Source organism: Amycolatopsis sp. NPDC058340 (genome assembly GCF_042723975.1).
Lineage (GTDB): Bacteria > Actinomycetota > Actinomycetes > Mycobacteriales > Pseudonocardiaceae > Amycolatopsis.
Genome location: NZ_JBHXIB010000021.1, coordinates 1 through 13,868 on the forward strand (window position 1 = coordinate 1; position 13,868 = coordinate 13,868).

The following is a 13,868-nucleotide window of genomic DNA, read 5'->3' on the forward strand; positions in this document are numbered from 1 at the left end:
GGGGGGGGGGGCGCGGGGGGGCTGGCCCTAAACCCCAATGTGCGTCAAAAACTTTACCCAACCTGGGCACCCCGCCCCACGCGTCCTGGCCATGAGGCTCGCCGCGAGCCCGCGCCGGCGGCGGGACGAGCGCACGCGGGCGGTCAGGGGGCCGCGAAGCCGTTCTGCCGCCAAGCCTCGTACACGCTGATCGCAGCGGTGTTCGAAAGGTTCAGCGACCGGCTCGACGGCAGCATCGGCAGCCGCACCCGGTCGGTCACCTGGGCCGACTCCTGCACTTCACGAGGCAGCCCCGCCGACTCCGGCCCGAACATCAGGACGTCACCGGGCTCGTACGCGACGTCGGTGTGCAGCCGCGTCGCCGAAGCACTGAACGCGTAGACCCGGGCAGGCAGCAGAGCCGCCCATGCCGCGTCGAGGTCCGCGTGGACGTGGACGCGCGCGAGGTCGTGGTAGTCGAGCCCCGCGCGCCGTAACTGCTTGTCCTCCAGCGTGAAACCGAGCGGCTCCACCAGGTGGAGCTCGCAGCCGGTGTTCGCGGTCAAGCGGATCGCGTTACCCGTGTTGGGCGGGATTTCGGGGCGGTAGAACAGGATGCGGAACACGAGGGTTGATCGTCTTTCGTTCACGGGCGCTTCGCCTGAGCGCGGCCGGGCGGCCATCAAGCCGGACGAGCATGAGGCCCGCCCGTGACCATCCCACCACAGGAGGGCTTCATGCCTTCGCTCCCTCACCCCCTGTCGCGGCGTCGCTTCCTCGGTTATGGCTCCGCCGGCGCGGCCGCCGTCCTGCTGGGGACCGGTGCCTGGAACGCCGCCGGCGCGATGCCGCTCGCCCGCGGTGCCGGCGACCCGTTCACCCTCGGTGTCGCGTCGGGCGACCCGTTGCCCGGCGGTGTCGTGCTCTGGACCAGGCTCGCGCCGAAGCCGTACGAGGCCGACGGTTTCGGCGGCATGCCGCGAACGCCGGTCCGGGTCGAGTACGAAGTGTCGCTCGACGAGCGTTTCCGCGCCGTCGTCCGCCGCGGCTCGGTGGTCGCCACACCAGAACTCGGTCACTCCGTGCATCCCGAGGTTCACGGTCTCGCGCCGGATCACGAGTACTTCTACCGTTTCCGCACGGGCGGTGTGATCTCGCCGGTCGGCCGCACCCGGACGGCGCCGGTCGCCTGGTCGTCGCCGCGTGAGCTGAACTTCGCGTTCGCGTCCTGCCAGAATTGGGAGGCCGGGCACTTCACCGCGTACGACCACATGGCGGCCGAAGACCTCGACCTGGTCGTGCACCTGGGCGACTACCTCTACGAGAGCGGTGTCACCGGAATCGGCCGCGGGACGCCGGTGGGGCCGCAGTTCAAGGGCGAGACCTTCGACCTGGCCCGCTACCGGCTCCAGTACGCGCTCTACAAGTCCGAAGCGCCGCTGATGGCCGCGCACGCCGCCTTCCCGTGGATCCACGTCAACGACGACCACGAGGTGGAGAACAACTGGGCGGGCGACATCTCGCAGATCGACAAGGAACCGGACCAGGACCGCGCGGTGTTCCGGCAGCGGCGGGCCGAGGCGTTCCAGGCGATGTACGAGCACCTGCCGTATCGCATCGCCCAGTTGCCGAAAGGCCCGGACGCGCGGCTCCACCGGCGGCTCAGCTACGGCACGCTGGCCGATTTCACCATGCTCGACACCCGCCAGTACCGCGACGACCAGCCGTGCGGTGACGGCCAGTCGGCGAACTGCACCGAGCGGTTCGACGAGAACCGGACCCTGCTCGGCTCGGAGCAGCGGCAATGGCTGCTCGACGGGTTCTCGCGGTCCCGCGCGCGGTGGCAGATCCTCGGCAACCAGGCCCCGATGGGGCAGACCGACACCGACGCGGGCGAGGCCACGAACGTCTACCTCGACCCGTGGGACGGCTACGTCGCCGACCGCGACCGCGTGCTCGCCGCGGCGCAGGACCGCGGCGTGCGGAACCTGGTGGTCATCACCGGCGACAGGCACCAGAACTACGCCTGGGACCTCAAGCGCGATTTCGGCGACCCGGGTTCGCCCACCGTGGCGAGCGAGTTCGTCGGGACGTCGATCACCAGCGGCGGCAACGGCGCGGACATGACACCCGGCGGTGAGAACCTGCTGAAGGCCAACCCGCACATGAAGTTCTTCAACAGTCAGCGCGGCTACGTCCGGGTGAACGTGAACCGGCAGCGCTGGCGGAGCGACTTCCGGGTGGTGCCGTACGTCAACACCCCCGGAGCGCCGATCAGCACACGGGCCAGTTACGTCGTCGAAGACCGGCGGCCCGGCGTTCAGTCCGCCTGAGCGGGCACGAAGGGGGCGTACGCCTCGCGCACGGCCGCGGGCGGCGCCGCCTTCGTGAGCGTCGACGGATCGACGAAGACGTAGCGGGTCTTGACTTCCGCGCACACGTGACCGTCGCGGGTGATCTCGAAGTCGATGATCAGCGACGTCGTGCCGAGGTGGTTCAGGTACACGGCGACGACCAGTTCGTCGTCGTAGCGGCAAGGCGCGCGGTAGCGGAGGTTCGATTCGGCGACGACGACGTCGACACCGCGGGCCAGCGCCTCCTGGTGGGAGCCGAAGAGGGCCTTCTCCACCTCGAACATGGCCATGTCCACATAGGCGAGGTAGTGCGCGTTGAACACGATGCCCTGCCCGTCGCATTCGTGGTAGCGCACGCGCAGCGGCATCTCGACGATCGGTTTCCGTGGCTCTGTCACGGTTCCAACCTACGTGAAGGCCCCCTTCCCTCGGCTCAGCCGAGGGAAGGGGGCCTTCACGCGCGTCCGGTCAGTCGATGAAATCGATGTTCGGATGCCGCGGCGACTCACCGTCGAACAGGTGCCTGTCCCGGCCGCGGAGGTGCAGATCGAAGAACGCGCCGATGTAGTCCCGCTGCGCGGCCACCGAACGACGGGGATCGATCGTGCCGATGACGGCTTCACGCTTCTCCGGCGCGACTCGCGAACCGAGTTGCGGCACCACGACCTCAGATCGCTGTACGCCATATGCGTGCTGCCTCCGCGCAGGAGGAGGTCCCGCTTCCACCCGCGCTGGTTCGCCCAGAAGTCCGCCCAGCTGCGGTCGAACTCGGGGTGCCGGTGCGTGTGTTCCAGCGGTTTGCCGTTCTCGTCGACGCCCTCGGTGCCCATCAGCAGGAACGGCCGGTCGAGTCCGCGTTTCGTGACCTCGCCGGGCACGTAGGCGCTGCCCGGCGGGTAGCCGAACGCGGTCGCCATCGCGCCGTCGAGGTTGATCCCGGCGTCGACACGGCGGTCGTGGACCATCGTCTCGCCGGCGGTGAACCCGCCGTAGGAATGGCCGTAGGCGCCGACCCGGGACAGGTCGAGTGACCGGCCGAGCCCACGCGGGAGCGGCCGGTTCTCCGCGTCCGGATTCCGCCCGCGGGTGATGTCCGACAGCCTGTCGAGGACGAACCGGCTGTCGGCGACCCGGGCGTCGAGTGCCTTCTTCATGAACTCGGGACCCTCGCCCGGCGGAACGGCTGTTTCGAGCCTGCCGCCGGGGAATTCGACCGCGGCGCTCTCGTAGGTGTGCGAAAGCGAGACGACCACGTAGCCGCGGCTGGCCAGGTCGTCGACGATCGCCGTGTACGTCTCGCGAGGACCGCCGAAGCCGGGGGAGAAGAGCGCCACCGGTTTCGGCGCGCCGTGCGCCACCGGCACGCCGGTTTCGGCCCGTCGCTTCGCCGACGCCCAGTCGATGGAGCCGACCGGGAGACCGAGATAGTCCTCGGCCGCGAGCGTCTGATCGATGACGCCGCTCACGCCGGGCGTGAGCCACGGCGCCCGCGGGCCGTCGGCGGACCGGTCCGCCGGATAGGTGACGGTGACCATGAGCTCCCGGCGCCGGTCCGGTTTCCACGGATCGGCGCGGGACGGGTCGACCAGATGAAGGTCGGTGGTACCGACGTCGTAGGGGCCGGTGAGGGCCGGTGCGGTGAGCTTGGCCTGGTCGGCCGCGACGGCGGGGGCCGCCGTGGCGAGCCCGCCCGCGAGCGCGAGGCCCGCGATCAGCGCCGAACCCCGCACCACCCTGTTGTGTCTAGATGACACTGCCCCAAGGAGACCTTGTTGCGACGACCGCATGAATCCGCCCACTGCTGGAATCCTTCCGGATCGGGGCGGCCCGGTGGCCGCCTGTTTCCGACCCTGGCAGCGCCCCGGTGCGACGCGCATCCCTCTGAAGATGGAGCCGCGATCACCCGTGCAGGGCACGGTAGGCCGAGGCGGCTCCCGGATGCAGCGGGACCTTCCCGGTGCCGATCAGCGTCCGGACGTCGAGGAACTGCGTTCCCACCGCGGCCGCGGGGACGAGGTCGGCGGCGTGCCCGGCGAGCACGCGCGCCACCGCGGCCGCGACGTCGTCGGGCAGCGAAGGAGCCGCCAGCAGCAGGTTCGCGACGCCGATCGTCCGCAGCTCGCCGACCCCCTGATAGGCCTGCGCCGGCACGTGGACCTGGTCGTACACCGGACCGAAGCCGGCGCGCAGGGCGGGAAGGTGGCCGTCGAGCGGGAGGAGCGTGATCGGGGTGGTGCGGTTCAATTCGGTGAGCGCGGGGGTCGGGATCCCGCCGGACCAGAGCAGCGCGTCGACCTCGTGTGCGGCCAGCGCGTTGATCGCTTCGCCCAGGAGCAGGTTCTTCGCCTTCACCGGCACCCCGGCGCGGGCGAACAGACGACTGCTGAACACCGCGACGCCGGAACCGCTCGCGCCCATCGCCACCGGCCGCCCGGACAGATCGGCGAGCGACCGCACTCCGCCGTCCACCCGGACGACGAGCTGGTGGTAGTTCTCGTAGACGCGGCCGATGGCCGAGAACGCGATCGGGACGGAGAACGGCTCCGCGCCGAGGAAAGCGGATTCGGCCACGTCTCCGAGGACGAGCCCGAGATCGGCCCTGCCGTCCCGTAGCCGCCGCAGGTTCTCGACACTGGCCTCGGTGGCGACGGCCGTCGCCCGCAGGCGTGGCTCCGCCCGGTTCAGCTGCTGGGCCAAGAGCTCCGCGAAGGCCAGATAGAAGCCGCCGCTCTCGCCCGCGGCGATGAGGACCTCGCGTTCCGGTCCCTGATAGCCCGTGGCCGCACATCCCGCCAACGGTGCGAGCGCCGCGAGGATCGCGGTACGTCTGGTGACGTTCATGGTGCCGCTCCTGTCGCGAGGGGGAGTTCGACGCGGACTTCGAGGCCGTGCGGTTTCGCTTCACGCAGTTCGAGGTGCCCGCCCCTGGCGAGCACGTGCTGGCTCGCGATCGCGAGACCGAGACCCGTTCCTCGCGGGGCGTCGTCGCCCCCGGCACGCCAGAACCGTTCGGTCGCCCGCTCACGGTCCTCTGTGGACAGTCCAGGACCGTTGTCGCACACGAAGAGCGTCGCCGTCGTGTCGCCGGTTTCGTAGCCGGTGGTGATCGTGGCGCCGCGGCCCGCGTAGTGCACCGCGTTGTCCAGCAGGACATCGAGGACCTGGGCGAGTTCGCTTTCCGTGCAACGCACCGGCACCGGCTCGTCGTGGCCTTCCGACGCCGCGAGGCCCACTCCCGCGTCTTCGGCCGAGGGACGCCACGCGTCGACCCGTTCGGCCAGGACGGCGGGGAGATCGCAGGGTTCCTCGCCGGACTCGCCCGCGGCGAGCCGGGTCGCGGCGCTTTCGGCGAGCGCCAGCGCGAGCAATCCGTCGAGCAGGGACTCCAGGCGTTCGACCTCCGCGACGGTCGCCCGGTAGGCCCGCTGGCCGTCCCCGTCGACCTGCGCGGCGAGCGAATCCACCCGCAACCGCAAGGCGGCCATGGGATTCCGCAGCTGATGCGACGCGTCCGCGACCAGCCGCCGCTGCTGTTCGGACGCTTCGACGACGGCGTCGGACATCCGGTTGAACGACGTCGCGAGCGAACGCAGCTCACGGGGCCCGGCCCGGTCGGGGACCTGTGCGCGATGTCCTTCGGTCACCGCCTGCACACCGGTCTCCAATTCGTGCAGCGGCCGCACCATCCAGCGGGCCAGCAGGACCGCGAGCAGCACGAACACCGCCGCGACCAGCACCGCGCCCGCGACGATCGCGGCCCAGCCGGCGGCGACGTCGGCCGCCGCCGTGGTCACCGACGCGCGGAGCACGACGACGCCGGCCACCCGGGTCCCGGTGCCCACCGGACGGGCGAAATGGACCGGATCGGACGACCAGGGGCTCAGCTGTTCGGGACCTTTGGCGGGCTGGTTGCGAAGAGCGGCCTCGACGAGCGAGCGGACCACGGGTTCCGCCGCGGTCATCCCGCCGGTCTCGACCAGCGGCACCCCGCGCGCGTCGACCACCACGACCGCTTCGCCGTATAACGACGAATACCGCGCGGCGTCGACCGCCAGCGCGGTCGGATCGCCGGCGTCGACCGCCTGCTGGGCGAGGACGACGAACCGGTCGACGTCGGCGTTGCGGGCGATCACGAGCTGCTGCGTCCGCTGCGCGGCGGTCGAGCCGAACAGCGGGATCGCGAACGCGGCGACCACCGTCAGCGCGAGGGCGACGAGGACGACCAGCAGCCGGGTGCGCACCGGTCAGTCCCGGCCGAGCCGGTAGCCGAAACCCCGGATGGTGGTCAGCAGTCCCGGCCGGTCGAGCTTCGCGCGCAGCTGGGTCAGGTGCACGTCGAGCGAACGGGAGACGGCGAGATACGCGTCGCCCCAGACCTCGTCCATCAGCTGCTGGCGGCTCACCGCGGTACCCGGCCGGGCGGCGAGCACCGCCAGTACGGCGAACTCCTTGGCGGTGAGCCCGATGTCGTGCCCGTCGACGAGCACGCGCCGCGCGCCGAGGTCGATCTCGACGTCCTCGACGCGTACGACACCGTCCTGCGGGACCGCGGAGACGGCGGAGCGGCGGACGACCGCGTCCATCCTCGCGAGCAGCTCGGCCAGGCGGACCGGTTTCGTCAGGTAGTCGTCGGCGCCGAGCCGCAGCCCGCGCACCACGGACCGTTCGTCGCCGCTCGCGGTCAGCACGAGCACTGGCACCGGTGACACCTGACGGACCTTCCTGAGCACGTCGAGCCCGTTCATGTCGGGCAGGTTGAGGTCCAGAAGGATCACGTCGGCGGCGCGATGCCGGTGCAGCGCGTCGCTGCCGCGGATCGCGTGGGAGACGGTGTGGCCGCGTGACTGCAGCGCTTCGGCGAGCGCGTCGGCGACACCGGCGTCGTCCTCGACGAGCAGCACCCGCACGGCCACACCTTCCCGCCTAGCCTTCGCGGCCGGACACGAGCTCGGGCTCGGGCCGCTTCTTCTTGTCCAGCTCCGAGGTCTTCGAGGTTTCCCGCATTGTGCCGTACACGATGAGCGACACCAGGACACAGCCCGCGACGTAGTAGAAGAACACCGATTCGTGGCCCGCCCCCTTGAGCGCCTGCGCGATGAGCTCGGCCGTGCCGCCGAAGATCGCCACGGTGAGGGCGTAGGGGAGGCCGACGCCGATCGCGCGGATCTTCGTCGGGAACAGCTCGGCCTTCACGATCGCGTTGATCGAGGTGTACCCGGTGACGATCACCAGGCCGGCCAGCATCAGCAGGAAGGCGAGCACCGGCTCCTTCGTCCCGCCCATCAGCGTCATGATCGGGACGGTCAGCAGGGTGCCGGCGATCCCGAAGAACATCAGCAGCGGACGGCGGCCGATGCGGTCGGAGAGCTTGCCCGCGAACGGCTGCAGGATCGCGGCGACGAGGATCGCGCAGAACAGGATCAGCGTGACCGTCCGGCGCGGGATGCCCGCGGTGTTCTCCATGAACTTCTGGCTGTAGGTGGCGAAGGTGTAGAACGACACCGTGCCGCCGAGGGTGAGGCCGACGACGAGCGCGATCTCCTTGGGGTACTTGATCAGCGCGCGCAGCGTGCCCTTGTCGCCCGCGTCCTTGCCGGTGCCGGAGGCCTTGGTCTCCTCGAAGCTCGCCGACTCGTCCATCCCGCGGCGCAGGACCATCACCACGACCGCGGCGAGCGCGCCGACGACGAACGCGATCCGCCAGCCCCACGAGGTCAGCTGCTGCTCGGTCAGGACGGCCTGCAGGAGCAGCTGGAGCCCGAGCGCCAGCAGCTGGCCGCCGTACAGCGTCACGTACTGGAAGCTGGAGTAGAAACCGCGTTTGCCCGGAGTGGCCACTTCGGACAGATAGGTCGCGGAGGTCGAATACTCGCCGCCGACCGAGAGCCCCTGGACGAGCCGGGCCACCAGCAGCAGGATCGGCGCGGCGATCCCGATCGAGGCGTAGGTCGGCGTCACGGCGATCATCAGCGACCCCGTCGCCATCAACGTGACGGAAAGCACGAGTGCGCTTCGTCGCCCGAAGCGGTCCGCGAACCGGCCCAGCATCCAGCCGCCGAGCGGCCGCATGAGGAAGCCGACGGCGAACACCGCCGCGGTGCCGAGGAAGGCCGCCGTCGTGTCCTTGGTGGGGAAGAAGGACTTGGCGAAGTACGTGGTGAAGGCGGCGTAGGCGTACCAGTCGTACCACTCGACCAGGTTGCCGATCGAGCCGCGCAGCACGTTGCCGACGACTCGACGTTCGCTCACGGGCGGCGTGGATTCGCCGATCCGGGTTGTCATCTTTGACCTCCTGTGTTCCGGCTCACGGTGAACAATCCGTGACGACCGGGCAAGGTTTCGGCGCGGTTCCTAACATCCGCTTAGGACGGTCGCGGTTACCCGGAGGTAGGGGTGGCGCGGCTCCGGCGCGAACCTGGCGAGCCGATAACCTCAGTGCCGTCAGCGCGACAGGACGAGGCGAGGAGAGCTGAAGTGGGACGGTCGGTACTGGTCACCGGCGGCAACCGCGGCATCGGTTTGGCGATCGCGAAGGACCTCGCGGCGCAGGGGCACAAGGTCGCGATCACGCACCGCGGTTCCGGCGCGCCCGAAGGCCTCTTCGGGGTGCAGGCCGACGTCACGGACGCCGAGCAGATCGACGCCGCGTTCAAGCTCGTCGAGGAGCACCAGGGCCCGGTCGAGGTCCTCGTCGCGAACGCCGGGATGACCGACGACACCCTCCTCATGCGCATGAGCGAGGAGCAGTTCACCCGCGTCGTCGACGCCAACCTCACCGGCGCGTACCGGGTGGCCAAACGCGCCTCGCGCGGCATGCTGCGCGGCAAGTGGGGCCGCTACATCTTCATCTCGTCCGTCGTCGGTCTCACCGGTTCGGCCGGTCAGGTCAACTACGCGGCCAGCAAGGCGGGCCTCGTCGGCCTCGCCCGTTCGCTCGCGCGTGAGCTGGGCTCGCGCAACATCACCTCGAACGTCATCGCGCCGGGCTTCGTCGCCACGGACATGACCGACGAGCTCGGCGAGGACCGCAAGAAGGAGATCCTCGCCCAGGTTCCCTCCGGCCGGTACGCCGAGCCGTCGGAGATCGCCGCCGCCGTCCGCTACCTCGCCTCCGAAGAGGCCGGGTACGTCAACGGCGCGGTGCTGCCGGTCGACGGCGGCCTCGGCATGGGCCACTGACGTCCCCGTTTTCCCGTACCGAACGCAAACCACTCCGGACTGGAGGTCCCGTGCCAGGACTGCTCGAAGGCAAGCGCCTGCTGATCACCGGCGTCATCACCGACGCCTCGCTCGCGTTCCACGCGGCCAAGATCGCGCAGCAGGAGGGCGCGAAGGTCGTGCTCACCGGCTTCGGCAGGCTGTCGCTCGTCGAGCGCATCGCCAAGCGGCTCCCCGAGCCGGCGCCGGTGCTGGAGCTGGACGTCACCAACCAGGAGCACCTCGACTCGCTCGCCGACCGCGTGCGTGAGCACGTCGACGGGCTCGACGGCGTGCTGCACTCGATCGGGTTCGCCCCGCAGTCGTGCCTCGGCGCGCCGTTCCTGGACGCCCCGAGCGAGGACGTGAAGGTGGCCGTCGACGTCTCGGCGTACTCCTTCAAGGCGCTCACGGTCGCGACGCTGCCGCTGCTCTCGCGCGGTTCGTCGATCGTCGGCATGGACTTCGACGCGCGCGTCGCGTGGCCCGTCTACAACTGGATGGGCGTGGCGAAGGCGGCGCTGGAGTCGGTGAACCGGTACCTGGCGCGCGACCTCGGCCCGAAGGGGATCCGGGTCAACCTGGTCAGCGCCGGCCCGATGAAGACGATGGCCGCGAAGTCGATCCCCGGCTTCTCCGACCTGGAGGAGGGCTGGGGCGACCGCGCGCCGCTCGGCTGGGACAGCTCCGACCCGGACCCGACGGCGAAATCCGTCTGCGCCGTCCTGTCGGACTGGCTGCCCGCCACCACCGGCTCGATGATCATGGTCGACGGCGGAGTGCACGCCCTCGGCATCTGAGTCTCGATGCGCGTGAAGGCCCCCTTCCCTCGGCTGAGCCGTGGGAAGGGGGCCTTCACGCGTGTCAGGGGAGGACGGCGTTCGCGACGTGCCAGGAGTCCTCGAGCAGCAGGTACTTGGTGATCAGGCCGTCGCCGTCCACTTCGAACTCGATGGTGAAGGCCGTCTGGATCACCTTGCCGGTACTGCGGATCGTCGAGCGGAGACGGCCGATCGCGACCGCGTGCGGCCCGTCGACGAGGACGCGTTCGACCTCGAACCGGTCCTTGATCAGGCCCTTGTCGAGCAGGTCGTAGAACTCGCGGATCTCGGCCCGGTTCCGGCGCGGGCCGATCCACGGGACCAGCTCGGTCGCGCCGGGGATGTCCCACGCGACGCTGTCGGCGAAGAGTTCCGTGGCGCCGTCAGTGTCTCCTGTGGACATTCGCCGGAAGAACTCGTCGAGGGTGGCCTTGGTCCGTTCGGACATGATTCTCCTTACTGGGTAACGGGTTCGCGGAGCAGGCGGGTGTCGTCGGTGCGCTGGACACCGGCGGCGAACGTGAGTGCCACGACGGTGGCGACCCCGAGGCCGACGCTCACCCACGCCACGCTCGGATAGCCGAGACCGGCGTCGATCGACTCGCCGCCGAGCCACGGGCCCACGGTGTTGCCGACGTTGAACGCGGCGGTCGTGCTCGCGCCGACGAGCGTGGGCGCGTTGCCCGCCACGGCGAAGGCGCGGACGTTCAAGGCGGGATTGACCCCGAATCCGGCGACGCCGAACAGGAAGACGGCGAAGATCGCGACCGGCGTCGCCGGGCCGGAGAGCGCGAGCAGCACCAGGGCGAGCAGTGCGACGGCGAGGCCGCCGTAGAGGGTCGCGAAGGGCCTCGCGTCGGCGAGCCTGCCGCCGGCGGTGATCCCGATCAGCGCGCCGAGCCCGAACAGGGACAGCACGCCCGGCACCCAGCTTTCCGGTAGTCCGGCGACCTCGGTCAGCAAGGGGGCGAGGTAGCTGAAGGTCGCGAAGATCATCGCCTGCGCGAGCGCGATCACGCCGAGCGCCAGCCAGAACCGGCCGCCTCGGTAGAGCCGCAGTTCCGTCGCGACGTCGGTCTTGTCTTCGCCGTTCTGTGTCTCCGGGACCAGGGCGAAGACCCCGATCAACGCGATCACCGTCAGCGCCGTCACCGCCCAGAAAGCCGCGCGCCAGCCCGCGTGCTGGCCCAGGAAGGTCCCGGCGGGTACGCCGGCGATGTTCGCGACGGTGAGCCCGCCGACCAGGATGGCCAGCGCGCGGCCGCGGCGCTCGACCGGGACGAGCACGACCGCGGTGGCCGCCGCGACCGCCCAGAATCCGGCGCAGGCGACCGCGCTGACGACGCGCGTCGCGAAGAGCAGGGCGTATCCCGAGCCCAGCGCGCCCACGACGTGCGAGAGCCCGAAGACGACGAGCAGGGCCATCAGGGTGGCGCGCCTCGGCACCCTCAGCGTCGCGATCGCGAGCAGGGGAGCGCCGACGACCATGCCGATCGCGAAGGCCGAGATGAGCAGGCCCGCCTCCGGGATGCCGACGTGCAGATCGGCCGCCATCCCGGGGAGCAGGCCGGTGATCATGAACTCGGACGTGCCGAGCGCGAACACGCTCAGTCCGAGTACGCAGACTGCCAAAGGCAAGGGACTTCCCTCCAGTTTTGTATCGATCAGTCCAAAATGTGGGCAGCGTTGCGCACAGGGGTTGTTTCGGTCTACTTCGCGGCGATCGCGTCCACGGCGATGGCCGCGACGGCCTCCATCGCCGCCCGGTCGGCGCCGCGGCGGGACATCAGCCGGAGCCCGGCGACGGTGCTGTGCGCGAACTCGGCGACGGCGCCGGGTTCGCGACCGCCGTCGATCGTCCCGTCGGCTTGCCCTTCCTTGGCGCAGGCCGAAAGAAGGGCGATATGCCGCCGGGTGTCGGCGTCGATCCGCGCCTTGATCTCGGGATCGCGCTCGCCGAACTCGGCCACCGTGTTGACCACGAGGCAACCCCGGCCGTGATGCTCGACTTCCTCGTCGATCGTGTACGCGAACAGGGCACGGAACCGCTCGATCCCGGTCCCGGATTCCTCCAGTAAGGCCGTCCTGGCCACGATTCCGCGCTCGGCGTAGTGGTCGAGCGCGCGCATGAACAGCGCGTGCTTGCTGGTGAAGGTGTTGTAGATGCTGCTGCGGCCCAAGCCGGTGGCTTCGCAGAGGGCCTGTGTCGACGTGCCCTCGTAACCGCGTGCCCAGAACGCGTCCATGGCGCGCCCGACCGCGGCGCGCTCGTCGAATTCCTTCGGCCTGGCCATGGGGGCGACCGTACCAGGTTTTGGATCGGTCGGTTCAAAACGGGTCGGGTCAGCGTGCGGAGCGCCACAACGGCAAGATGGCGGGGTGGGTTACGACGCGCTGCTTTGGCTTTCGTTCGGTGGTCCCGAGGGGCCCGACGAGGTGATGCCGTTCCTGGAGAACGTCACGCGGGGCCGGGGGGTCCCCCGGGAACGGCTGCTCGAGGTCTCCGAGCATTACCAGCACTTCGGCGGTGTCTCGCCGATCAACCGGCTGAACCGGGACGCGATCTCCGCGGTCGAGAAGCAACTCGCGGCCGCGGGCATCGATCTGCCCGTCCACTTCGGCAACCGCAACTGGCGCCCGATGGTCGAGGACACCCTGGCCGAAATCACCGAGGCGGGTGCTCAGCACGTCCTGGTCTTCCCCACGAGCGCGTACGGCGGCTATTCCGCCTGCCGTCAGTACGACGAGGACATCGAGCGTGCCCGTGCGTCGGTCGGCGACGGCGCGCCGGAACTGGTGAAACTGCGGCAGTTCTTCGACCACCCGCTGTTCGTCGCCGCCTTCGCCGACGCCGTCCGTGCCGCGCACGCGAAGCTGGGGAACCAGCCCGGGACCAGGACGGTGTTCTGCGCGCACTCGGTGCCCGAGTCCGCCGACAAGGCGTCCGGCCCGCCGTCGGAAGGCGGACGGCGTTACTCGCGCCAGATCGCCGAAGCGGCCCGGCTCGTCGCGGCCGAAGTGGGGATCGAGACCTACGACGTCGTCTGGCAGTCGCGCTCCGGCCCGCCGCAGGTGCCATGGCTGGAGCCGGACATCGTCGACCACATCGACGCGCTGCACGCGGAAGGCGTCACCTCGGTGGTCGTCTGCCCGGTGGGTTTCGTGTCCGACCACCTCGAGGTGATCTGGGACCTCGACAACGAGGCCGCCGAGCGGGCCGCGGAGCACGGCATGGGCTTCGCGCGGGCCGCCACGCCGGACACCGACCCTCGGTTCGCCGAACTCGTCGTGGAGCTGATCCGGGAACACACCGAGGGGGCGCCGGCGCGGAAGCTGTCGCCGTTCCCGGCGGCCGGGTGCACGATCAACGGGGCGCCTTGCGCGGTCGGATGCTGCGAGCCCGCGAAGAGGCCCGCGCGCCCGTAAGTGCCCAGCCCTCGTGAGTGGCGAGGACGGGTGTAAAACAGCACCGCCCCAACCAACGAGAAGAGCGGGGCAAGCAACGAGGAGGATTAAA

14 protein-coding genes are annotated in these 13,868 nt (G+C 70.2%); 4 read left to right on the forward strand and 10 right to left on the reverse strand.

All coding sequences use genetic code 11. From position 1 onward, the window contains the following. Positions 1–143 precede the first annotated feature (143 nt). Positions 144–605, reverse strand: coding sequence for a tRNA (cytidine(34)-2'-O)-methyltransferase (locus ACFWIW_RS22920; RefSeq protein WP_378370294.1), 462 nt, complete (start codon positions 603–605; stop codon positions 144–146). 111 nt (positions 606–716) lie between these two features. Between ACFWIW_RS22920 and ACFWIW_RS22925 the strand changes: the two genes are divergently transcribed. Then, the gene (locus ACFWIW_RS22925) at positions 717–2,312 is read left to right on the forward strand and encodes an alkaline phosphatase D family protein (protein WP_378370295.1); all 1,596 of its coding nucleotides are present in this window, start codon (positions 717–719) and stop codon (positions 2,310–2,312) included. Here ACFWIW_RS22925 and ACFWIW_RS22930 read toward each other — a convergent pair. The 6 genes from ACFWIW_RS22930 to ACFWIW_RS22955 form a co-directional block, all read right to left on the reverse strand. Then, a complete protein-coding gene (locus ACFWIW_RS22930; protein ID WP_378370296.1) occupies positions 2,300–2,731 on the reverse strand; it encodes an acyl-CoA thioesterase in 432 nt (143 codons plus the stop codon). The two genes, ACFWIW_RS22925 and ACFWIW_RS22930, sit on opposite strands and share 13 nt — an antisense overlap. 9 nt (positions 2,732–2,740) lie before the next feature. Beyond that, positions 2,741–4,066 (reverse strand): alpha/beta hydrolase family protein, encoded by a 1,326-nt coding sequence (locus tag ACFWIW_RS22935; protein ID WP_378370297.1) that lies wholly within the window; start codon positions 4,064–4,066, stop codon positions 2,741–2,743. A gap of 166 nt (positions 4,067–4,232) precedes the next feature. Then, positions 4,233–5,174 carry a TAXI family TRAP transporter solute-binding subunit gene (locus ACFWIW_RS22940; protein WP_378370298.1) on the reverse strand — a complete coding sequence of 314 codons (942 nt, stop codon included), beginning with the start codon at positions 5,172–5,174 and terminating at the stop codon, positions 4,233–4,235. Continuing rightward, positions 5,171–6,574 (reverse strand): sensor histidine kinase, encoded by a 1,404-nt coding sequence (locus ACFWIW_RS22945; RefSeq protein WP_378370299.1) that lies wholly within the window; start codon positions 6,572–6,574, stop codon positions 5,171–5,173. The genes ACFWIW_RS22940 and ACFWIW_RS22945 overlap by 4 nt, the downstream gene beginning before the upstream one ends. Before the next feature lie 3 nt (positions 6,575–6,577). Beyond that, the gene (locus ACFWIW_RS22950; RefSeq protein ID WP_378370300.1) at positions 6,578–7,240 is read right to left on the reverse strand and encodes a response regulator transcription factor; all 663 of its coding nucleotides are present in this window, start codon (positions 7,238–7,240) and stop codon (positions 6,578–6,580) included. 16 nt (positions 7,241–7,256) lie between these two features. Beyond that, a complete protein-coding gene (locus ACFWIW_RS22955) occupies positions 7,257–8,615 on the reverse strand; it encodes an MFS transporter (RefSeq protein ID WP_378370301.1) in 1,359 nt (452 codons plus the stop codon). Positions 8,616–8,807: 192 nt separating this feature from the next. Here ACFWIW_RS22955 and fabG point away from each other — a divergent pair, with 192 nt between their 5' ends. Continuing rightward, positions 8,808–9,512 carry a beta-ketoacyl-ACP reductase gene (fabG, locus tag ACFWIW_RS22960; protein WP_016334125.1) on the forward strand — a complete coding sequence of 235 codons (705 nt, stop codon included), beginning with the start codon at positions 8,808–8,810 and terminating at the stop codon, positions 9,510–9,512. Positions 9,513–9,562: 50 nt separating this feature from the next. Continuing rightward, positions 9,563–10,330, forward strand: coding sequence for an enoyl-ACP reductase FabI (gene fabI, locus ACFWIW_RS22965; RefSeq protein ID WP_240598727.1), 768 nt, complete (start codon positions 9,563–9,565; stop codon positions 10,328–10,330). Between the two features lie 64 nt (positions 10,331–10,394). On the opposite strand, the gene ACFWIW_RS22970 is transcribed toward fabI, so the two are convergent. The 3 genes from ACFWIW_RS22970 to ACFWIW_RS22980 all read right to left on the reverse strand — a co-directional run bounded on the left by ACFWIW_RS22970 (position 10,395) and on the right by ACFWIW_RS22980 (position 12,645). Continuing rightward, positions 10,395–10,799 carry a nuclear transport factor 2 family protein gene (locus tag ACFWIW_RS22970; RefSeq protein ID WP_378370302.1) on the reverse strand — a complete coding sequence of 135 codons (405 nt, stop codon included), beginning with the start codon at positions 10,797–10,799 and terminating at the stop codon, positions 10,395–10,397. Positions 10,800–10,807: 8 nt separating this feature from the next. Then, positions 10,808–11,989, reverse strand: a complete 1,182-nt coding sequence (locus ACFWIW_RS22975; RefSeq protein ID WP_378370303.1) for a Cmx/CmrA family chloramphenicol efflux MFS transporter — start codon at positions 11,987–11,989, stop codon at positions 10,808–10,810. Positions 11,990–12,060: 71 nt separating this feature from the next. Then, positions 12,061–12,645: a TetR/AcrR family transcriptional regulator gene (locus ACFWIW_RS22980; RefSeq protein WP_378370304.1), complete on the reverse strand. Its 585-nt coding sequence runs from the start codon at positions 12,643–12,645 to the stop codon at positions 12,061–12,063. Between the two features lie 85 nt (positions 12,646–12,730). Here ACFWIW_RS22980 and ACFWIW_RS22985 point away from each other — a divergent pair, with 85 nt between their 5' ends. Next, positions 12,731–13,777 (forward strand): ferrochelatase, encoded by a 1,047-nt coding sequence (locus tag ACFWIW_RS22985; protein WP_378370305.1) that lies wholly within the window; start codon positions 12,731–12,733, stop codon positions 13,775–13,777. Positions 13,778–13,868: the final 91 nt, after the last annotated feature.

Coding starts and splice junctions, on each gene's coding strand:
- ACFWIW_RS22925 (WP_378370295.1), top strand. CDS start 717: ATGCCTTCGCTCCCTCACCCCCTGTCGCGGCGTCGCTTCCTCGGTTAT.
- ACFWIW_RS22940 (WP_378370298.1), bottom strand. CDS start 5,174: ATGAACGTCACCAGACGTACCGCGATCCTCGCGGCGCTCGCACCGTTG.
- ACFWIW_RS22955 (WP_378370301.1), bottom strand. CDS start 8,615: ATGACAACCCGGATCGGCGAATCCACGCCGCCCGTGAGCGAACGTCGA.
- ACFWIW_RS22970 (WP_378370302.1), bottom strand. CDS start 10,799: ATGTCCGAACGGACCAAGGCCACCCTCGACGAGTTCTTCCGGCGAATG.
- ACFWIW_RS22980 (WP_378370304.1), bottom strand. CDS start 12,645: ATGGCCAGGCCGAAGGAATTCGACGAGCGCGCCGCGGTCGGGCGCGCC.